This is a genomic window from Kitasatospora sp. NPDC004240, assembly GCF_053603215.1.
The window spans coordinates 1-18003 of record NZ_JBSGFD010000175.1 but is presented as its reverse complement, the minus strand read 5'-3'; the positions used below and the strand labels follow the sequence as shown (position 1 = coordinate 18003).

The 18003-nt window shown below is 74.6% G+C and carries 17 protein-coding genes and 1 pseudogene; 10 read left to right on the top strand and 8 right to left on the bottom strand.

The genetic code is table 11. From position 1 onward, the window contains the following. Positions 1 to 137 precede the first annotated feature (137 nt). The 3 genes from ACWEQL_RS33160 to ACWEQL_RS33150 all read right to left on the bottom strand — a co-directional run bounded on the left by ACWEQL_RS33160 (position 138) and on the right by ACWEQL_RS33150 (position 4993). On the bottom strand, positions 138 to 1640 hold the full coding sequence (locus ACWEQL_RS33160; protein ID WP_452154081.1) for an FAD-dependent monooxygenase: 1503 nt from the start codon (positions 1638 to 1640) through the stop codon (positions 138 to 140). A gap of 203 nt (positions 1641 to 1843) precedes the next feature. Further along, positions 1844 to 3544, bottom strand: a complete 1701-nt coding sequence (gene paaN / locus ACWEQL_RS33155) for a phenylacetic acid degradation protein PaaN (RefSeq protein WP_452154080.1) — start codon at positions 3542 to 3544, stop codon at positions 1844 to 1846. A gap of 174 nt (positions 3545 to 3718) precedes the next feature. Continuing rightward, positions 3719 to 4993 carry a hypothetical protein gene (locus tag ACWEQL_RS33150; protein WP_452154079.1) on the bottom strand — a complete coding sequence of 425 codons (1275 nt, stop codon included), beginning with the start codon at positions 4991 to 4993 and terminating at the stop codon, positions 3719 to 3721. A 154-nt stretch (positions 4994 to 5147) separates the two neighbouring features. Between ACWEQL_RS33150 and ACWEQL_RS33145 the strand changes: the two genes are divergently transcribed. Continuing rightward, positions 5148 to 5732: a TetR/AcrR family transcriptional regulator gene (locus tag ACWEQL_RS33145; protein ID WP_452154078.1), complete on the top strand. Its 585-nt coding sequence runs from the start codon at positions 5148 to 5150 to the stop codon at positions 5730 to 5732. A gap of 61 nt (positions 5733 to 5793) precedes the next feature. Here ACWEQL_RS33145 and ACWEQL_RS33140 read toward each other — a convergent pair whose 3' ends face one another. After that, positions 5794 to 6255 (bottom strand): Lrp/AsnC family transcriptional regulator, encoded by a 462-nt coding sequence (locus ACWEQL_RS33140; protein WP_452154077.1) that lies wholly within the window; start codon positions 6253 to 6255, stop codon positions 5794 to 5796. Between the two features lie 149 nt (positions 6256 to 6404). Here ACWEQL_RS33140 and pdhA point away from each other — a divergent pair, with 149 nt between their 5' ends. The 4 genes from pdhA to ACWEQL_RS33120 all read left to right on the top strand — a co-directional run bounded on the left by pdhA (position 6405) and on the right by ACWEQL_RS33120 (position 11947). Next, a complete protein-coding gene (pdhA, locus tag ACWEQL_RS33135; protein WP_452154076.1) occupies positions 6405 to 7544 on the top strand; it encodes a pyruvate dehydrogenase (acetyl-transferring) E1 component subunit alpha in 1140 nt (379 codons plus the stop codon). A 104-nt stretch (positions 7545 to 7648) separates the two neighbouring features. Then, the gene (locus ACWEQL_RS33130; protein ID WP_452154083.1) at positions 7649 to 8611 is read left to right on the top strand and encodes an alpha-ketoacid dehydrogenase subunit beta; all 963 of its coding nucleotides are present in this window, start codon (positions 7649 to 7651) and stop codon (positions 8609 to 8611) included. A gap of 5 nt (positions 8612 to 8616) precedes the next feature. Continuing rightward, positions 8617 to 9960, top strand: a complete 1344-nt coding sequence (locus tag ACWEQL_RS33125; protein WP_452154082.1) for a dihydrolipoamide acetyltransferase family protein — start codon at positions 8617 to 8619, stop codon at positions 9958 to 9960. A 232-nt stretch (positions 9961 to 10192) separates the two neighbouring features. Next, positions 10193 to 11947 carry a globin domain-containing protein gene (locus ACWEQL_RS33120; RefSeq protein WP_452154075.1) on the top strand — a complete coding sequence of 585 codons (1755 nt, stop codon included), beginning with the start codon at positions 10193 to 10195 and terminating at the stop codon, positions 11945 to 11947. Positions 11948 to 12003: 56 nt separating this feature from the next. On the opposite strand, the gene ACWEQL_RS33115 is transcribed toward ACWEQL_RS33120, so the two are convergent. Continuing rightward, complete coding sequence (locus ACWEQL_RS33115; protein WP_452154074.1) at positions 12004 to 12531, bottom strand: NUDIX domain-containing protein; 528 nt, start codon at positions 12529 to 12531, stop codon at positions 12004 to 12006. A gap of 328 nt (positions 12532 to 12859) precedes the next feature. On the opposite strand from ACWEQL_RS33115, the gene ACWEQL_RS33110 reads away from it, so the two are divergent. Together ACWEQL_RS33110 and ACWEQL_RS33105 are read left to right on the top strand one after the other, a co-directional pair. After that, complete coding sequence (locus ACWEQL_RS33110; RefSeq protein WP_452154073.1) at positions 12860 to 13684, top strand: IclR family transcriptional regulator; 825 nt, start codon at positions 12860 to 12862, stop codon at positions 13682 to 13684. A gap of 230 nt (positions 13685 to 13914) precedes the next feature. Further along, positions 13915 to 14340: an SsgA family sporulation/cell division regulator gene (locus ACWEQL_RS33105; protein WP_452154072.1), complete on the top strand. Its 426-nt coding sequence runs from the start codon at positions 13915 to 13917 to the stop codon at positions 14338 to 14340. A 127-nt stretch (positions 14341 to 14467) separates the two neighbouring features. Here ACWEQL_RS33105 and ACWEQL_RS33100 read toward each other — a convergent pair whose 3' ends face one another. Next, positions 14468 to 14845 (bottom strand): phage holin family protein, encoded by a 378-nt coding sequence (locus ACWEQL_RS33100; protein ID WP_452154071.1) that lies wholly within the window; start codon positions 14843 to 14845, stop codon positions 14468 to 14470. Positions 14846 to 14941: 96 nt separating this feature from the next. On the opposite strand from ACWEQL_RS33100, the gene ACWEQL_RS33095 reads away from it, so the two are divergent. The 3 genes from ACWEQL_RS33095 (at position 14942) to ACWEQL_RS33085 (ending at position 16402) form a co-directional block, all read left to right on the top strand. Beyond that, positions 14942 to 15259 (top strand): cupin domain-containing protein, encoded by a 318-nt coding sequence (locus tag ACWEQL_RS33095; protein ID WP_452154070.1) that lies wholly within the window; start codon positions 14942 to 14944, stop codon positions 15257 to 15259. 103 nt (positions 15260 to 15362) lie between these two features. Further along, entirely contained in the window at positions 15363 to 16031 is a 669-nt protein-coding gene (gene tenA, locus ACWEQL_RS33090; protein ID WP_452154069.1) for a thiaminase II, read from the top strand. Between the two features lie 170 nt (positions 16032 to 16201). Then, a complete protein-coding gene (locus tag ACWEQL_RS33085) occupies positions 16202 to 16402 on the top strand; it encodes a DUF5326 family protein (RefSeq protein ID WP_452154068.1) in 201 nt (66 codons plus the stop codon). Between the two features lie 86 nt (positions 16403 to 16488). Here the strand turns inward: ACWEQL_RS33085 and ACWEQL_RS33080 are convergent, their stop codons facing one another. Further along, positions 16489 to 17388: an NAD-dependent epimerase/dehydratase family protein gene (locus ACWEQL_RS33080; protein WP_452154067.1), complete on the bottom strand. Its 900-nt coding sequence runs from the start codon at positions 17386 to 17388 to the stop codon at positions 16489 to 16491. Beyond that, positions 17379 to 18003: pseudogene (locus ACWEQL_RS33075) on the bottom strand (hypothetical protein); the annotation flags it as partial. The pseudogene ACWEQL_RS33075 and the gene ACWEQL_RS33080, both read right to left, overlap by 10 nt.

Below are 18003 nucleotides of genomic sequence, written 5' to 3'. Positions count from 1 at the left end.
AGGAGCCATGGCGGAGCCCTGGTGACCGAGGAGAAACCGTCCGGGCGACAGCCATCGGCCCGCGACGCCGCACCCCTATTGCCGGTCGGTCTTAGGGCCCCTCCGGCGACGGGCGTCGCCGGAGGGCCCGCGGGGACTCAGTCCTCGGACGGGTCGCCGAGCCACTGGGTGAGGGCGGCGCGCAGCTGGCCGCGGCCGGGGTCGACGGCGGCCCAGGCGGTGTGGCCGTCCGGGCGGACCAGCAGCACGGTGTCGCGCAGCTTGCCGTGCGGGTCGGCCGGGGCGGCGGTGACCAGCCGGTCGGACCACGGCTCGGCGGCGGACAGCTCGTCATTGCTGACCAGGACGAACCGGCCCGCGCGCAGCGCCTCGTACAGCCGTTCCGGCGCGGGCGGCTCGCCCTCGCGGGGCTCTTCGAGCGCGGTGAGCCGCAGGTCCGGGACGCGGCGGCCGACCAGCGGGTGGGAGTCCTTGGGCGCGGCGTAGCGGATGTCGATGCCGGAGACGGTGTGGGCGCCGCGGTCGGCGACCGGGTCGAGGTGGTCGGCGAGGGCGGTCAGCGTGCCGCGCAGGGCACGGGCCGGGACGGACTTGGCGAGCGCGAGCCGCACCAGGGCGCCGGAGGTGCGCAGGGCGGCCCGACCGACCGGGTGGCGCTCGGCCTGGTAGGTGTCGAGCAGGGCGTCGGAGGCCCGCCCCTGGACGGCGGCGGCGAGCTTCCAGGACAGGTTGGCGGCGTCCTGGAGGCCGGTGTTCATGCCCTGGCCGCCGGCCGGGGAGTGGCAGTGGGCGGCGTCGCCGGCCAGGAACACCCGGCCGGAGCGGTAGTTGGGGGCCTGGCGTTCGTCGCTGTGGAAGGTGGAGGTCCAGCGGGCGTCGTGCAGGCCGTAGTCCTCGCCGAGGGCGCGCCGGGCGATGTCGGCGATCCGCTCGACGGAGGGGGCGGTGCCGTCGGGCCGGCTGCCGTGGCGGTCCCAGGCGATCACCCGGTACCAGCCGTCGCCGAACGGGACCACGAAGGCGAAGCCGTCCTCGTTGGCGCCGACGCTGAGCACCTCCTCGGGGCTGCGCTCCAGCCGGACGTCCGCGAGGAGCACCGAGTTGACCACGGACTCGCCGGGGAACGGGATGCCCAGCAGGTCGCGGACGGTGGAGTGGACGCCGTCGGTGCCGACCACGTAGCGGGCGCGGTGGGTGACGACGGCGTCGCCCTCCCTGACCTCGACGGTGACGCCCTCGGCGTCCTGGCGCAGCCCGGTGACCTCCGCGCCGCGCAGGACGGTCGCGCCGGCCTTCAGGGCGCGTTCCTGGAGCAGCCGCTCGGTGTTGTACTGCGGGGTGATCAGGACGAACGGGAACCGGGTCGGCAGGTGGCCGAGGTCGACCCGGAGCCGGTTGAACAGCCGCAGGGTGTCGAGGGCCGTGCCGGTGGTGATCAGCTCGTCGGCGAGGCCGCGGGCGTCGAGCTGCTCCAGGGTGCGGGCGTGCACGGCGAACGCCCGGGTGAGGTTGGACTCGGCGCCGCGCTTCTCCAGGACGGTGACCCGGACCCCTGCGGTGGCCAGGTCGCCGGCGAGCAGCAGCCCGGTCGGTCCGGCGCCGACGACCAGGACGTCGGTGCCGTTCTGTTTCGCGGTCATGTGTCAGCTCCCGATGGTCGGACGGATGTTGGGCGCTGTGGCAGCCGCCTTCCGGTGTCCATCATCGCCGGACCGCGGACGGCTGTGAATCTCCGGACCCCGGCTCGGTGGGGAGCCGGGGTCCGGAGGGCCGTACGGGGAGCCGGCCGGGGAGCCGTTCCGGGCGCCGTCCGGGGCGCCGTCCGGGGAGCCGGACGACCCGGTCAGCTGTGGCGGCGGATCTCCACCGTGCGGAACCGGTTGGCGACGAACGCGCCGTCGCAGTAGGCGGAGTTGGCCGCCGGGTTGGCGCCGGTGCCGTGCAGGTCGGAGAAGGCGGCGGTCTGGTTGGCGTACACACCGCCGGTGAGGTTGAAGGAGAGCGACACGCCGCTGTCCAGCGCCGCGCCCACCAGCGCCTCCTCCACCTCGGGCGAGGTGGTGTAGGCGGAGGCGGTCATCGCGCCCTGGGAGCGGGTGGTGTCGCGCAGCAGCTCCACCGCGGCGGCGGTGGACTCGACGGCGACCGCGAAGGAGACCGGGCCGAAGCACTCGCCGCCGAAGACCGTGCGGTCGTCCGGCTTGTCGGCGTCCAGCTTGACCAGCGCGGGCGTGCGGACGACCGCGGACGGGAACTCGGGCGAGGCCACCACCCGCGGGGCCAGGGCGAGTTCGCCGAACTCGCCGTCGGCGGCCCGGGCGCTGCGCTGCAGCACGCCCGGGTTGACCACGGCGCCGAGGATGGCGGCGGCGCGGGCGTCGTCGGAGAGCAGGCCCTCGATGGCGGCGGCGAGGTCGGAGACCACCTGGTCGTAGGCCTTGGCGCCCTGGTCGGTGTCGATGCCGGTGCGCGGGATCAGCAGGTTCTGCGGGGTGGTGCACATCTGGCCGCTGTAGAGGGAGAGCGAGAAGGCCAGGTTGGTCAGCATGCCCTTGTAGTCGTCGGTGGAGTCGACGACCACGGTGTTGACGCCGGCCTTCTCGGTGTAGACCTCGGCCTGGCGGGCGTTCTCCTCCAGCCACTCGCCGAAGGCGGTCGAGCCGGTGTAGTCGATCAGCTTGATCTCGGGGCGGACGGCGAGCGTCTTGGCGACCGTGCCGCCCTCGTGCTCGGCGGCCAGGCAGACCAGGTTGGGGTCGAAGCCGGCCTCGGCCAGCACCTCGCGGGCGACCGCGACGGTCAGCGCGAGCGGGAGCACGGCCCGCGGGTGCGGCTTGACCAGCACGGGGTTGCCGGTGGCCAGCGAGGCGAACAGGCCCGGGTAGCCGTTCCAGGTCGGGAAGGTGTTGCAGCCGATCAGCAGCGCGAGGCCGCGCGGGACGACGGTGAACTCCTTGGTCATCACCAGCGGGTCGCGCTTGCCCTGCGGCTTGGTCCAGCCGGCCTGCCGCGGCAGCCGGGTCTGCTCGGCGAAGGCGTACGCGACGGCCTCCAGGCCGCGGTCCTGGGCGTGCGGGCCGCCGGCCTGGAAGGCCATGCCGTACGCCTGGCCGGTGGTGTGCATGACGGCGTGCGCGAACTCGTGCGAGCGGGCGTTGATCCGGGCCAGGATCTCCAGGCAGACCGCGGCGCGGGCGAGAGGTCCGGCCGAGGCCCAGCCCGGCTGGGCGGCGCGCAGGGCGGCGATCAGCGCGTCGGGCCCGGCGTGCGGGTAGCCGATGCCCAGCTCGACGCCGTACGGGGAGGTCTCGCCGCCGACCAGGTCGCCGTCGGCGGGGTGGCCGTCCAGGACGAAGGGGCTGCCGAGCAGGGCCTCGAAGGCGGCCTTGCCGTCCTGGAGGCCGCTCTCGCCGTACGCCTTGGGGAACTCGGGGTAGGGCGACCAGTAGTCGCGCTTCGCGGCCGCGTCGAGCGCGGCGTCCAGGGTGGCCTGGTGGCGTTCGACCAGCTCGGCGACGAGGGGGTGGGTGACCGCTGCGGACATCTGTGCGCTCCTCAGAGGGGAGGACGGGACACGTCACAGAGTAACCGAACGATCGGTCGGCTCAAGGGGCGGCGGGAAAGGAATCGGGGCGCGTCCGGATCGGACGCGCCCCGACGGGCTCCGGGAGGCCGCTCCCGGACGTGCTCGCCCGGTGCTCCCGGGGGTCCTCGCGGTCTACGGGATGCCGAGCTCGAATATCACGTACCCGCCGTACCAGCCGGAGGCGACCGCCCCGGTGCCGAGCACGGCGGCCAGGACCGGCCAGCTCAGCCGGCGCATCGCCACCGCGAGCGCGATGAACAGCGGGAAGGCCGGCAGCAGGTAGCGCGAGGTGTTGCCGAAGATGCCCAGGCTGCCCAGCACCGAGACGATGGTCGCCAGCGTGTAGGCGACCAGCACCAGCGGCGGGCGCAGCCGGATCATCAGCGCGATCAGCACCGGCAGCGAGAGCACCAGCAGGGTGGAGAGCATGTCCGCGACCGGGAAGGCGAAGGGGTAGTCGGTGCGGCCCAGGAGCACCCCGCGGATCGCGTTGGAGGTGCCCACGCCCCAGTCGAAGTAGTGCAGCCAGGCGTCGTGCTGGAGCCGGAAGTACCCGCCCCACTCGCCCATCCGCCAGCCGACCCAGCCCACGTAGCCGAGCAGCCCGACCGGGGCCAGCAGCATGGCGGCGAGCGGACGCAGGACCCCGCTCTCCCGCCGGTACAGCTCGACGATGGCGGCCAGGCCCACGGCGCCGATCAGGGCCGCCGAGGTGGGCCGGTTGAGGCCCGCCACCAGGCTCAGCACCCCGGCCGCCACCCACTGCTTGGTCATCACGCAGTAGCAGGCCCACGAGGCCAGCGCGACGAAGGTGGAGTCCGAGTACAGCGCCCACTCGGCGCCGGAGCCGGGGGCGATCGCCCAGATGCCGGCCGCGATCACACCGGCCCGGGGGCCGGACAGCTTCTCGACCACCGCGTAGATGCCGGCGGCGGCGAACAGCGAGCCGATCACCGAGACGAGCATCCCGGCGCCGTACAGGCCGAGGCCCGTGACGTCCGAGACCAGTCGCATCAGGCCGGGGTAGAGCGGGAAGAAGGCGGCCGAGTTCTGCTCGATCGTGAAGCCGGGGGTGCCGCCGGGGACCAGCACCAGCGCCGGGTGGTAGCCGAACTCCGCGACCTGCTGGTACCACCAGCCGTCCCAGCTGGCCAGCACGTCCCAGGGCTGGGCGCCGCCGCCGAAGCGCGGGTGCTTCTCCAGGTAGTCGCCCGAGAAGGAGAGCAGCTTCATGAAGACGGTGAAGCCGATCAGCTTGAGCACCGCGTAGCACCAGACGGCCGGCCCGAAGCGCAGGACCAGCGCCCGCGCGCGCTCCTGCCACACGCCGGCGGGGGCCGGGGAGGCCCGTTCGTCGGCGGCGCGCTGCTCGGGCACGTCGGAGGTCGCGGCCGGTGTAGTACTCATCAGACTTGGCCCACCCTGAGGCTTCGGAATCCTGTGGCTACGGACGGATCGTCCGCCGAGTCTAGGTCCTGCCCTCTGGTTCAGACCAAGGCCCGCCTTCCCGGGAGCGGGCCCCCGTCGCATCCGGCCGTCCGGGGCCGGGGATACTCGGAGGATGGCCGATCACACCACGCGCACCACCTACACCGTGGAGTCACTGCTCGCGGTGACCGTCGACGTCTTCAACGAGCGCGGTTACGACGGCACCTCGATGGAGGACCTGTCGCGGGCGGCCGGCATCTCCAAGTCCTCGATCTACCACCACGTGCGCGGCAAGGAGGAGCTGCTGCGCCTCGCGGTCGGCCGGGCGCTGGACGGGCTGTTCGCGATCCTCGCCGAGCCCGCGGCGGTGGAGGGGCCCGCGGTGGACCGGCTGGAGCACGTGGTGCGGCGCACCACCGAGGTGCTGCTGGCCGAGCTGCCGTACGTGACGCTGCTGCTGCGGGTGCGCGGCAACACGGCCACCGAGCAGTGGGCGCTGGAGCGCCGCCGGGAGTTCGACCACCAGGTGGCCGAGCTGCTGCGGGCCGCGGTCGCGGACGGCTCGCTGCGGGCGGACGTGGAGCCGCGGCTGGCCACCCGGCTGCTGTTCGGGATGATCAACTCGATCGTGGAGTGGTACCGGCCGGGCGTGAAGGCGGCCGACGGCGTCGCGGACGCCGTGGTGCACCTGGCCTTCGACGGTCTGCGGGCCCGCTAGGGCCGGTCCGGCAGGATCGGCCGGACAGGGCCTGGCCCCGTACCCCGGCAGCCCGGGGGAGTCAGTCCGGGGGGACCAGGTCGGTCTCCTCGAAGACCAGCATCGTCCGGGTGCCCAGCACCTGGGGGATCGACTGGATGCTGCCCAGGACCAGGTCGCGCAGCTCCTGGTTGTCGGCCGTGTGCACCAGCAGCAGCACGTCGAAGTCGCCGCCGACCAGGGCGATGTGGGCGACCCCCGGCAGCGCCCGCAGCTGCTCGCGGACCGTCCGCCAGGAGTTCTGGACGATCTTCAGCGTGATGTACGCGGACGCGCCCTGACCGGCCTTCTCGTGGTCCACCCGGGCGGTGAAGCCGCGGATGACGCCGTCCTCGACCATCCTGGAGATCCGGGCGTACGCGTTCGCCCGGGACACGTGCACCCGCTCGGCGACCGAGCGGATCGAGGCGCGACCGTCCTGCTGCAGCAGCCGCAGGATCGACCGGTCGACACGGTCGAGTCTGGACATCTGTTCAGCCGACATGACCCCCCACCCTCACCGATTGGACGCACTGACTCCAGCAGACCGCTGCCCGGGCCGATTGTCCACCACCTTGTCACGCTTCTGGTCAAGATGAACAGACGACCGAACAATCGGTAGGGAGCCCCCGCCACCCCTGGAGGTGCCCCGAGATGACCGTTCTCGACCACAGACACTTGGCAGCCGTACCTGGTTGGCTGCCCGGCGCCAGCGCGCCCCGGACCGACCCCGGCCCGCTGCTGCCCGACGCCGCACCCGTCCGGGTCCTCGGCACCTCCGCCCTGGAGAAGTACGACCCCGCGCTGCTGCGCGAGCTGTACCGGCGCCTGGTCGTCGGCCGCCGCTACAACCAGCAGGCCACCACCCTGACCAAGCAGGGCCGGCTGGCCGTCTACCCGGCCTCCACCGGCCAGGAGGCCTGCCAGATCGCCGCCGCGCTGGCGCTCGACGAGCGCGACTGGCTCTTCCCCAGCTACCGCGACACCCTCGCGGTGGTCTCCCGGGGCGTCGACCCGCTGGAGTCGCTGACCCTGCTGCGCGGCAACGCCCACACCGGCTACGACCCGGTGGCCACCCGCACCGCGCCGCTGTGCACCCCGCTGGCCACCCAGGCGCCGCACGCCGTCGGTCTGGCGCACGCCGCCCGGCTGGCCGGGGATCCGCTGGTCGCGCTGGCGATGCTCGGCGACGGCGGCACCAGCGAGGGCGACTTCCACGAGGCGCTCAACTTCGCCGCCGTGCTCCGCGCCCCGGTCGTCTTCCTGGTGCAGAACAACGGGTACGCGATCTCCGTCCCGCTCACCGCGCAGTCCGCCGCGCCCAGCCTGGCCCACAAGGCCGTCGGCTACGGCATGCCGGGCCGGCTGGTGGACGGCAACGACGCCCCCGCCGTGCACAGCGTGCTCGCCGAGGCCGTCGAGCGGGCCCGCACCGGCGGCGGCCCCACCCTGGTGGAGGCGCTCACCTACCGCGCCGAGGCGCACACCAACGCCGACGACGCCACCCGCTACCGGGACGAGGACGAGGTCGCCGCCTGGCGCGAGCACGACCCGATCCTGCTGATGGAGCGGGCGCTGCGCGGGCTCGGCCTGCTGGACGACGCCCTGGTGCGGGAGGCGGCCGAGGAGGCGGAGGCGCTGGCGGCGCGGATGCGCGCCGAGTTCCACGCCGAGCCGGAGCTCGACCCGATGTCGCTGTTCGCGCACGTCTACGCCGAGCCGACCCCGCAACTGACCGAGCAGGCCGCCCAGCTGGCCGCCGAGCTGGCCGCCGAGGCCGAGGTGCAGCACTGATGCCCAAGACCGCCCGCCCGTCGCCCGCCACCACCCCCGGCCGGGCCGCTGCGCGGCACAGCGCCGATGCCGCCCCCGCCGGCGCCCCCGTGCGCACCGCCACCATGGCGCAGGCGCTCAACACCGCGCTGCGGGACGCCATGCGCGAGGACCCGGCCGTCCACGTCCTCGGCGAGGACGTCGGCGCGCTCGGCGGTGTCTTCCGGATCACCGACGGGCTGACCGCCGAGTTCGGCCCGGACCGCTGCCTGGACACCCCGCTCGCCGAGGCCGGCATCCTCGGCACCGCCATCGGCATGGCCATGTACGGGCTGCGCCCGGTGGTCGAGATGCAGTTCGACGCCTTCGCCTACCCGGCGCTGGAGCAGCTGTTCTCGCACGTCGCCAAGATGCGCAACCGCACGGCCGGCCGGCTGCCGCTGCCGATCACCGTCCGGATCCCCTACGGCGGCGGCATCGGCGGCGTGGAGCACCACAGCGACGCCTCCGAGGCGTACTACGCGAGCACCCCGGGCCTGCACGTGGTCACCCCGGCCACCGTCGGCGACGCGTACGGGCTGCTGCGGGCCTCGATCGCCTCGGACGACCCGGTGGTCTTCCTGGAGCCCAAGCGGCTCTACTGGGGCAAGTCGGAGCTCGACACGGCGGCCCCGGTCGAGCCGATCGGGCGGGCCGTGCTGCGGCGCCCCGGCCGCTCCGCCGTCCTGATCACCTACGGCCCCTCGCTGCCGGTCTGCCTGGAGGCGGCCGAGGTGGCGAAGGCCGAGGGCTGGGACCTCGCGGTGCTGGACCTGCGCAGCCTGGTGCCCTTCGACGACGAGACGGTCTGCTCGGTGGTGCGCTCGCTGGGCCGGGCCGTGGTGGTGCACGAGGCGACCGGCTTCGGCGGCACCGGCGCGGAGATCGCCGCCCGGATCACCGAGCGCTGCTTCCACCACCTGGCCGCGCCGGTGCTGCGGGTCACCGGCTTCGACATCCCGTACCCGCCGCCGATGCTGGAGCACCACCACCTGCCCGGGGTGGACCGGATCCTGGACGCGGTCGCCCGGCTGCAGTGGGAGGACTGAGAATGATGGCCGTGGTGCGCGAGTTCACCCTGCCCGACCTCGGTGAGGGGCTCACCGAGGCGGAGGTCGTGCGCTGGCTGGTCGAGGTCGGCGAGGTGATCGCCGTCGACCAGCCGGTGGTGGAGGTGGAGACCGCCAAGGCCGTGGTGGAGGTGCCCTGCCCGTACGGCGGGGTGGTCACCGCCCGGTTCGGCGAGCCCGGCGAGGAGGTGCCGGTGGGCGCCCCGCTGGTGACCGTCGCGGTGGCCCCGGGGGAGGGCGAGCCGCCGCTGTCGGCCTCGGAGCCCTCGGCCGCGGCCGGCGTGGAGCGGCCGCTGGTCGGGTACGGCGTCGCGGAGCCCGACCGGGGCGGCCGGCGGCGCCGGGTGGGCGTGCCCGCCACCGTGCCCGCCGCGGTGCCCGCCGCCGTGGGACCTGCCGCGGTGACCGATTCGGCGCCGGTGGCCGTGGCCGAGCCGGTGGCCCCGGTGGCCGTGACCCCCGTGGTGGTGCCGGTGATCTCGCCGCTGGTGCGGCGCAGTGCCCGGGAGCACGGGATCGACCTGGCGACCCTCAGCGGCAGCGGCCCGGACGGGCTGATCATGCGGGCGGACGTCGACCGGGCGGTCGCCTCGAAGGCCGCCCCGGCGCCGGCCCCCGCGGCCGTCGCGGCGGGTGCCCAGGGCGAGGTCGTGCCGCTGCGCGGGCTGCGCAAGGCGGTGGCCGAGAAGCTGGGCCGCTCCCACCGGGAGATCCCGGCGGCGACCTGCTGGGTGGACGCGGACGCCACCGAACTGATGGCACTGCGAAGGCAGTTGAACGCCACGCCGGGGCCGAAGGTGAGCGTGCTGGCGCTGCTGGCCCGGATCTGCGTGGCCGCGCTGGACCGCTTCCCGGAGCTCAACTCCAGTGTGACGCCCGACGGTTCGGGGATCCTGCGGCACTCCGCGGTGCACCTGGGCTTCGCGGCGCAGGGCGAGCGCGGGCTGGTCGTCCCGGTGGTGAAGGACGCGCAGCGGCTGAGCACCGAACAGCTCGGCGTGGAGCTCGCGAAGCTGACCGAATCGGCGCGGACGGGCTCGCTCGGGCCGGCCGAACTGACCGGCGGGACCTTCACGCTGAACAACTACGGGGTGTTCGGCGTGGACGGCTCCACCCCGATCCTCAACCACCCGGAGGCCGCGATGCTCGGGGTCGGCCGGATCGTGGCCAAGCCCTGGGTCCACCGGGGCGAACTGGCGGTGCGCGAGGTGACCCAGCTGTCGTTCACCTTCGACCACCGGGTCTGCGACGGCGGTACGGCGGGCGGCTTCCTGCGGTTCGTCGCGGACTGCGTCGAGCAGCCGGGGATGCTGCTGCGGCAGCTCTGAGCTGCCGGTTCCCGTCGGGATCCGGTCGCCTTGCGTGGCTGAACGGCCACGCGGGGCGACCGGAGGTCGGGCGAGAGTAGCGCGAGGGGACGGTGGGTGTCCCCGCTTCGCGTGATTTGTCGGATGGGCTTTTCGGCCGTGCCACGCTACCGGGGCGTCAACAGAGACGAGCCAGGTGGTTGCTGGGCCGACCGGAGGCGAAACGATTCTCTTGGGTACTCGACACGTTGCGGTGAAGTCACGCAGAACGCTCCTGGTCCGCACCGGGCACGGCTCGGCGGGGGTCTCGGTGGTGCCCGGTCTCCCGGACGCCCAGGGCCTGCCGGACACCTCCGGCCTCCCGGACATCCCGCCGGACCTGCCCCCGGTACCCCTGGGCCCGCCGGCGCCCGCGGCCCTGGCCGTCCCCCCGGCGCAGACGCCGCCCCCGCCGGAGGCGCTGTCCGTGGCGGAGGCGGCGGAGCGGGCGTTCCCCGAGCCGGAGCCCGTCCAGGTGGTCCCGCCGCCGGCGCCCCCGTCCGTCCCGCCGGTGATCCCGGACCCGCCGGCCGAACCGCCGGCCGTCCCCGCGCCCCCGGCCGCCCACGCCCCGGACGCCCACCCGCCCGCCGGCCCCACCTCGGCCGCCGCCCCGGTGATCGAGCCGCTGTTCCCCCGGGCGCCCGGCCTCAACTGGGCCGGGCCCGGCGACGGCCCCCCGCCCGTGGCCGGGGACGCCCTCGGCGGCCACGTCCAGGCGTTGCAGAGCCTGGCCCAGGCCCGCCCGGAACCGATCGCGGAGCCCGCCCCCGATCTGCGTGCGGCGGCCGAACTGCCGCCCACCGCCCGGGACATCGAGCTGATCAGGGACAGCCTGGCGGTGGTCGAGCCGGTCGCGGACCGGGCCACCGCGCACTTCTACGCGCTGATCTTCCTGCACCACCCCGAGGTGCGGGCGCTGTTCCCCGCCGCCATGGACGTGCAGCGCGACCGGCTCTTCCGGGCGCTGCTGGCGGCCGCCCGCGGCGCCCACGACCCGGAGGCGCTCCGCGCCCACCTCGGCGCCCTCGGCCGGGGCCACCGCCGCTACGGCACGCTGACCGGGCACTACGGGCCGGTCGGCGAGTGCCTGGTGGAGGCACTGGCCCGGTTCAGCGGCAGCCGGTGGGACTCCGAGACCGAGCTGGCCTGGCGGCGGGTGTACCGGCTGGTCTCCGGCATCATGATCGAGGCCGCCGAACGGGACGCCCTGACCGCGCCCGCCTGGTGGCAGGCCGAGGTGGTCTCCCACCGGCTGCGCACCCCGGACGTCGCGGAGATCACCGTCCGCCCGGACCAGCCCTACCCGTACCGGGCCGGCCAGTACACCAGCCTGGAGACGCCCTGGTGGCCGCGGGTCTGGCGGCACTACTCCTTCGCCACCGCACCCCGGCCGGACGGCCTGCTGACCTTCCACGTCAAGGCGCTGCCGGCGGGCTGGGTGAGCAACGCGCTGGTCCACCGGGCCGGGCCGGGCGACGTGCTGCGGCTGGGCCCGGCGGCCGGGACGATGACGGTCGACCACGCGGGCGGCGCCGACCTGCTCTGCCTCGGCGGCGGCACCGGGATCGCCCCGATCGGCGCCCTGGTCGAGGAGGTCGCCGCGCACGGTGCGGCGGGCCGCAGGGTCGAGGTGTTCTACGGCGCCCGGCAGGCGGGCGAGTTGTACGCACTGGAGTCGCTGCGCGCCTTCGCCGAGCACAACCCGTGGCTCTCGGTGCGGCCGGTGATCTCGGCCGGGGGGCCGCTGCCCCCCGCCGACGGGCCGGCCGGACTGGACGGGCCCGGCGGGGTGCTGCGCGGTGAACTGCCCGAGGTGGTAGCCCGGTTCGGGCCGTGGCGGGGCCGGGAGGCGTACCTGAGCGGGCCGGCCGCGATGATCCGGCGCTCGGTGGGCGTGCTGCTGCGGGCCGGGGTGGCACCGGAGCGGATCCGGCACGACCTGGTTGGGGACCTGGCGGCGGGCTGAACGGGCCCGGGAGGCCGGGACGGCGCCGGGCGGGCCGGGACGGAGGCGTTCCGGGTTCAGCCGAGGTCGGGCGCGAGCAGCGCGCGGATGCCCTCGATGTTGCCCGCGAGGTACGCCCGCAGGCTCGGCGGGACGACGTTCACCGAGGTGACGCCCTCCCGGGTGAACGGCAGCCGGACCACCTCGTACTCGCCGTTGGGGTCGTCCACCTCGGGGCCGTGCCGCAGCGAGAGGTCCATCGAGACCAGCCGGCAGACGAAGAAGTGCTGCACCTTCACCCCGTGCGGGTGGAGCAGGGTGCCGTCGTCGTGGTGGGTGTGGCTGATGGTGGCGACGAAGGCGGGCACCACGTCGGCGACCTTGCCGCCGAGTTCCTCGTCCACCTCGCGGTGCAGCGCCTCGACCACCGTGCGGTCACCGGGTTCGACGCCGCCGCCGGGAGTGATCCAGTACGGGTGGGCGGAGCCGGGCCGCACCCGCCGGATCAGCACGATCGAGGCCGGTCCGTACGGGTCGTCCGGGTCGATCTCCAGCAGGATCGCCCGCGCGGTGCGCTTGACGACGGGGCGCGGTGGGGTGCGCATGACGGCCTCCGGGGCGGGAGCGTTGTGCGGGAGTCTCCCGCGGGGGCCGGGGGCCGAAACGCGGCCCGGCCCGGGTGCGTCCGTTCGAGGACAGGGCGCGGCCGCCGTGGATCTTGGATAGCGAAGAGGAATCGCAGTCGGTACTTGGATGTGGTGAGCGGATATGGGTGACTGCCCGAGAATCGAAGGATTTTCCCCGGCGAGAGGGGTGGGAGTGATTGCGGCGGTGTTCGCCCTGTGCTGCAATGGGCGACCATCGGACAAAACGGAGCATCTCGCTCCGCTTGTCCTCCCGCGCACTGACTCGGGCTGGGGGCTGGGGTTGGCCATGGAACGCATCACGGAGTCGTCCGAGGGGGTCGGGGCGGGGGGAGCGGTGCGGACGCCGACCCTGATCACCTCCGTCCAACGGGCCCTGCGCCTGCTGGAGGTCGTCGGGGGCCACCGCCAGGGCGCCACCGCCAAGCAGCTGGCCCGGGCCGCCGGACTCCCGCTGGGCACCACCTACCACCTGCTGCGCACCCTGACCCACGAGGGCTACCTCCACCGGGCCGACGGGCGGTTCTTCCGCGACGGGTCCGCCGGCGAACCGGGCGGCGGCGAGCCGGGCGCCGAGGGCCCGGGGAGCGGCGACCCGTACGCCTGCGGCCGGCGCTCGCGGGAACTGCGCGCCCGGATGGAGGAGTTACGCGACGAGCTGGGCGCCGCCGTCTACTTCGCGCTCTACCAGGACGGGGAGGTGCGGGTCGTGGGCACCGTGGAGTCCCCCGACCGGCCCGCCGTCGAGCCCTGGGCCGACTTCCGCGCCACCGCGCACGCCCACGCGATCGGCCAGTGCCTGCTCGGCCAGCTCCCCGAGGAGGCGCGGCGCGACCACCTCTCCCGGCACCCGCCCACCGGCCTCACCCCGTACTCGCTGGCCGACGGGCGCTCGGTGCTGCGCCGACTGGCCGCCGTGCGGCCCACCATGCCGGTGCTGGAGCGGCAGGAGTACGCGCTCGGCACGGTCTGCGCGGCCGTCCCGATCACCATCGGCTCCGTGGTGGCGACCATGGCGCTCTCGCTGCCGGTCGAACGGGCCGAGCGGCTGCCCGGGGCCGCCGAGCGGCTGCGGCTGCGGGTGGGCGGGATGGCGCCGTCGTTCGTCCTCTGACGCACACGCCCCGGCCACGGTTGCTCCTCGTTCACCATTTGAAAAAGCGCACCTTGTCCACCAAGGCCACAAACATGGACGATGAGGATCGAACGGGGAATCGCGGCCAAAACCGTGCAATCCGCCGCACGCACCGTAGCTCCAGCCGCACTCCGTTACGACAGCGAACCGCAGTGTCCGGCGAACGAGGCCCCACCGCCGGCCGGGCAGCAACGAGAGGTACTGGCGCCATGCAGCACAGCACAGTCCAGGCTCACGTGGCCATGCACCTCGTGGTCTCGAACGAGCTCTCCTTCCGCATCGTGGTCGACCTCGACTACGACCGCGTCGACCCCTACGCGGTCCGCTTCACCTTCCACCTGCCCGGTGACGAGCCCGTCACCTGGGTCTTCGCCCGCGAGCTCCTGCTGGACGGGATCAGCCGGCCGTCCGGCGAGGGTGACGTGCGCATCCACCCGGTCGGCGGGGAACTCGCCGAGGTGTGCGTCGTCCTGCGCTCCCCCGACGGGGACGCGCGGCTACGGGCCTCCGCCCCGCCGCTGGTCGCCTTCCTGTCCAGGACCGACCGGCTGGTGCCGATGGGTCAGGAGATCAGCGGCGGCGAGCTGGACGCCGAGCTCGCGGCGATCCTGCGGGGCCGCGAGAACGCGGGGTGAGCGCCCCCGCCGAGGCGCGGGAACGGAAGAAGGGGCCCGGACCCGGTGGATCCACCGGGTCCGGGCCCCTTCCGCGGGCCGGGCCGCACCACGCCCGGGCCGCGCGGCCCCCGGGCACCGTACGGGCTCAGTCGTCGTCGCCGAGGGCCAGGTTGAGACCCCAGGAGACCAGGCTGATGATCAGCGAGCCGACCAGGGCGCCGACGAAATCGTCGACGTGGAAGTCCAGGTTGAGGTGGTCGGAGGCCACGGAGGTCAGCCAGAGCATCAAGGCGTTGATGACGAAGGTGATCAGGCCGAGGGTGAGGATGAACAGCGGCAGCGCCAGGAGCTTCACCAGCGGCTTGACCAGCCAGTTCACCACACCGAAGATCAGCGCCACGGCGACCAGCGTGAGGGACTTCTGCCCCCAGTCGTCGCCCTCCAGGATGATGGACGGAACGATCAGTGCGGCGACGCAGATGGCCACCGCGTTGACGAGTGTTTTGATCACGAAACCCTTCATGGGGTCAGCGTCGCAGGCCGGGCGGGGATGGGGGAAGGTCCCGGCGGCCGCGGTGGTGTTGAATGCCCCTGGACGGAAGCAGAAGGGGGCGCACCGGTGAAGCTGTTCCGGCTGGACGAACTCGACGCCGAGCGCGCCGCCAACGACGGCGCCTACCTGCGGTTCCTGCGCGAGCCCCGGATGTCCGCCGGGCTGTACGCGCTCTCCCCCGGCGACAGCGACCCGCAGACCGCGCACGCCCAGGACGAGATCTACCAGGTCGTCAGCGGACGGGCCGAGCTGACCGTCGGCCACGAGACCACCACGGTGGCCCGCGGCACGGTGGTGTACGTACCGGCCGGGGTGCCGCACCGCTTCCACCACATCACCGAGGAACTGCGGGTGCTGGTGGTCTTCTCCCCGCCGGAGGACTGAACGCTCCGCCGTCCGCCGTGCTCCCTGCCGCGCTCCGCCGTCCGCCGGTGGACCGGTCCGGGGCCCGGCGGGGCTCCGGCGGGCAGGCCTTAGGGTCGTGGGCATGAGCCTGAGCCTGACGGAAGAACTCTGGGCGGAGATCGAGCCGGTCTACGCCGCGATCCTCGACCACCCCTTCATCGGCGGCCTCACCGACGGCACCCTGCCGCGCGAGGCGTTCCGCCACTTCGTCGTCCAGGACTCGCACTACCTGCGCGACTACGCCCGCGCGCTCGCCGTCTGCGCCGCCAAGGCGCCCGGTGAACAGGACGTGCGGGCCTTCGCGGACGACGCGGTCGGCGCCCTGGCCGCCGAGCAGGGCATGCACGCCGAGTTCATGACGGCCTTCGGCTCGGACGCGGAGCTCGCCGCCGCCGAACCGGTGCTGCCCACCACCCGCGCCTACACCAGCTACCTGCTGGCCACCGTGTACGGCGGCTCCTTCGCGGAGGCGGTCGGCGCGGTGCTGCCCTGCTACTGGATCTACGCCCGGGTCGGCGAGGAACTGCTGACCAAGTCCTCCCCCGACCCGCTGTACGCCCGCTGGATCGCCACCTACGGCGACGAGGCCTTCCAGGGGGTGGTCCGCCGGGTGCTGGCGCTCACCGACCGGATCGGCGAGGAGCTCTCGGCGGCCGAACGGCGCCGGGTCACCGAGCACTTCGTGACCACGTCGCGCTACGAGTGGATGTTCTGGGACGCCGCCTGGCGTGGTGAGACCTGGCCGGTGTGAGCCGCCCCTCGGGGATCCCCCCGGGGCCGGGGGTAGGGGGGATCTCCGGGTTCTCTCCGGGCCGTTGACCCTCGTTGTGCCACGTCCGCCCCCGTACGATCGAAGCATCGAAAGCGGACGGGATGCGGCACCAGGACGGCGGCCGGCCCGAGGGGAGAGAAGGTACGGACATGGCCGAGCTCTGGAAGTCGCTGCCCTCCTGGGTGCGCAACATCGTCGTTCCGGTCGTCGTGCTCATCCTGGCGTGGAACATCATCGGATTCGTCTTCGGCGTGGTCGGCGCGCTGCTGGCCCTGCTGATCAAGGTGCTGGTCGTGGTCGGCATCGCCGCCGCCGTGGTGGTCCTGGTGAAGAAGGCCGCCCGGAGCTGACCGGGCCGAGGCGCCCGCACCCCCGGTTCGGGGTGCGGGCGCCTCGGCGTACCCGGGTCCGGGCGGTCCGGAGGTCCGGGGGAGCCTCAGAGGTCCGCGCCGTGCAGGACGGCTTCGAGGTCCCAGCGCGGGCGCCAGCCCTGCGCCCGGGCCCGGCCGAGGTCCAGCACCACCTCGCGGGAGAGCTGGTCGACGGCGTACGGGGTCAGCCCGGGGATCCGTCCGGTGCGGGCGGCCAGCCGGGCGAGCGGGGCGGGCAGCCGGCCGATCCGGGCCGCCACACCGTGCGCGGCGAGCACCGTGCGGACCACCTCGTCCCGCCGGTAGGAGCGTCCGTCGGCGATGTTGTACGCGCCGGGGGCCCAGGCGCGGCCCCCCGTCATACCCAGCGCCGCCAGGCAGGCGTCGGCCAGGTTGGGCACCGCGGTCAGACTGAGCCGCACGTCCCGGCCGGGGAGCAGCAGCACCCCGTGCCGCACCCGCTCCAGCAGCCGGGGCACCAGGTGCGGGTCGCCCGGCCCGTACACCGCGCGCGGGCGCAGCACCACGGCCCCGGCGGCCAGGGCGAGCCGTTCCCCGGCGGCCTTGGTGCGGCCGTACGCGTTGAGGTGGCCGCCCTCGGTGGGGTGGTCCTCCCGCAGGCGGCCGCGGCGCGGCCGGGGGTCGTACACGCTGGCGCTGCTCACCCAGACCAGCGGGCGGCCGGCGGCGGCGCGCAGCAGGCGTTCGGTGCCGGTGACGTTGACGGCGTACTGCTCGGCCTCGGCGGGGGAGCCGGGCGGCGGGTCGCCGACGGCGGCGGCGCAGTGCACGACCAGGTCGGCGCCGCCGAGGTCCGGGTCCCCGGCGGTGGCCTCCCAGGACACGTGCCGGCCGACCGGGCCGGGGCGGCGGCCCAGGCAGACGACGTCCAGACCGTGGGCGGCGGCGGCCCGGGCGACGTGCGAGCCGCAGAAACCGCCGGCGCCGGTGACGGCTATCCGCACGCGGCCCCCTCGGTGGCGGCCGGCCCGGTGGCGCTCCCCGGCGCGGGCCGGGTGGCGCTTCTTGGTGCGGGCGCGGTGGCGCGGAGGACGAGCGCGCGGTAGCCGGGCAGGGCGGCCCGGCGGTCCACCCGGGCGGTCGTGACCACCGGGCGGTACGGGGCCAGCGCGAGGAGGAGGTCGGCGAGTTGGGTGCGGGCCAGGGTGGCGCCCGGGCAGGCGTGCGGTCCTGCGCCGAAGACCGCCTGGGCGGCGGCCGGGCCGGCGGAGGGGCCGGTGCGGTGGGCGCCGGCGGCGTGCCGGGCGACCAGGACCAGCCGGTCCCCGGCGGTGATCCGCCGGCCGGCCACGGTGGCGTCGGCGGCGGCGACCCGGGGGAGCAGCGGGGAGGGGGCGGTCAGCCGGAGGAGTTCGGCGGCGAGCGCGGGGGCGGCGGCGGGTTCGACGGCGGGCCACAGGCCGGCGTCGGAGCACCAGGCGGCGGCCCGCGGCAGGGCGGCCACGGTGGTGTTCACGGCGGCGACCGCGAGCATCGCGTCCAGCGGGTCGGGCAGCAGGGCGGTGAGCCGTGCGGCGGCGGCCCCGGCCCGCTCCGCGCCGCCGCGCGGGCGGGGGCCG

Excerpts from the sequence above, each read along its gene's own strand:
- ACWEQL_RS33160 (WP_452154081.1), bottom strand. The coding sequence starts at position 1,640 with ATGACCGCGAAACAGAACGGCACCGACGTCCTGGTCGTCGGCGCCGGA.
- paaN (WP_452154080.1), bottom strand. The coding sequence starts at position 3,544 with ATGTCCGCAGCGGTCACCCACCCCCTCGTCGCCGAGCTGGTCGAACGC.
- ACWEQL_RS33150 (WP_452154079.1), bottom strand. The coding sequence starts at position 4,993 with ATGAGTACTACACCGGCCGCGACCTCCGACGTGCCCGAGCAGCGCGCC.
- ACWEQL_RS33145 (WP_452154078.1), top strand. The coding sequence starts at position 5,148 with ATGGCCGATCACACCACGCGCACCACCTACACCGTGGAGTCACTGCTC.
- ACWEQL_RS33140 (WP_452154077.1), bottom strand. The coding sequence starts at position 6,255 with ATGTCGGCTGAACAGATGTCCAGACTCGACCGTGTCGACCGGTCGATC.
- pdhA (WP_452154076.1), top strand. The coding sequence starts at position 6,405 with ATGACCGTTCTCGACCACAGACACTTGGCAGCCGTACCTGGTTGGCTG.
- ACWEQL_RS33130 (WP_452154083.1), top strand. The coding sequence starts at position 7,649 with ATGGCGCAGGCGCTCAACACCGCGCTGCGGGACGCCATGCGCGAGGAC.
- ACWEQL_RS33125 (WP_452154082.1), top strand. The coding sequence starts at position 8,617 with ATGGCCGTGGTGCGCGAGTTCACCCTGCCCGACCTCGGTGAGGGGCTC.
- ACWEQL_RS33115 (WP_452154074.1), bottom strand. The coding sequence starts at position 12,531 with ATGCGCACCCCACCGCGCCCCGTCGTCAAGCGCACCGCGCGGGCGATC.
- ACWEQL_RS33110 (WP_452154073.1), top strand. The coding sequence starts at position 12,860 with ATGGAACGCATCACGGAGTCGTCCGAGGGGGTCGGGGCGGGGGGAGCG.
- ACWEQL_RS33105 (WP_452154072.1), top strand. The coding sequence starts at position 13,915 with ATGCAGCACAGCACAGTCCAGGCTCACGTGGCCATGCACCTCGTGGTC.
- ACWEQL_RS33100 (WP_452154071.1), bottom strand. The coding sequence starts at position 14,845 with ATGAAGGGTTTCGTGATCAAAACACTCGTCAACGCGGTGGCCATCTGC.
- tenA (WP_452154069.1), top strand. The coding sequence starts at position 15,363 with ATGAGCCTGAGCCTGACGGAAGAACTCTGGGCGGAGATCGAGCCGGTC.
- ACWEQL_RS33085 (WP_452154068.1), top strand. The coding sequence starts at position 16,202 with ATGGCCGAGCTCTGGAAGTCGCTGCCCTCCTGGGTGCGCAACATCGTC.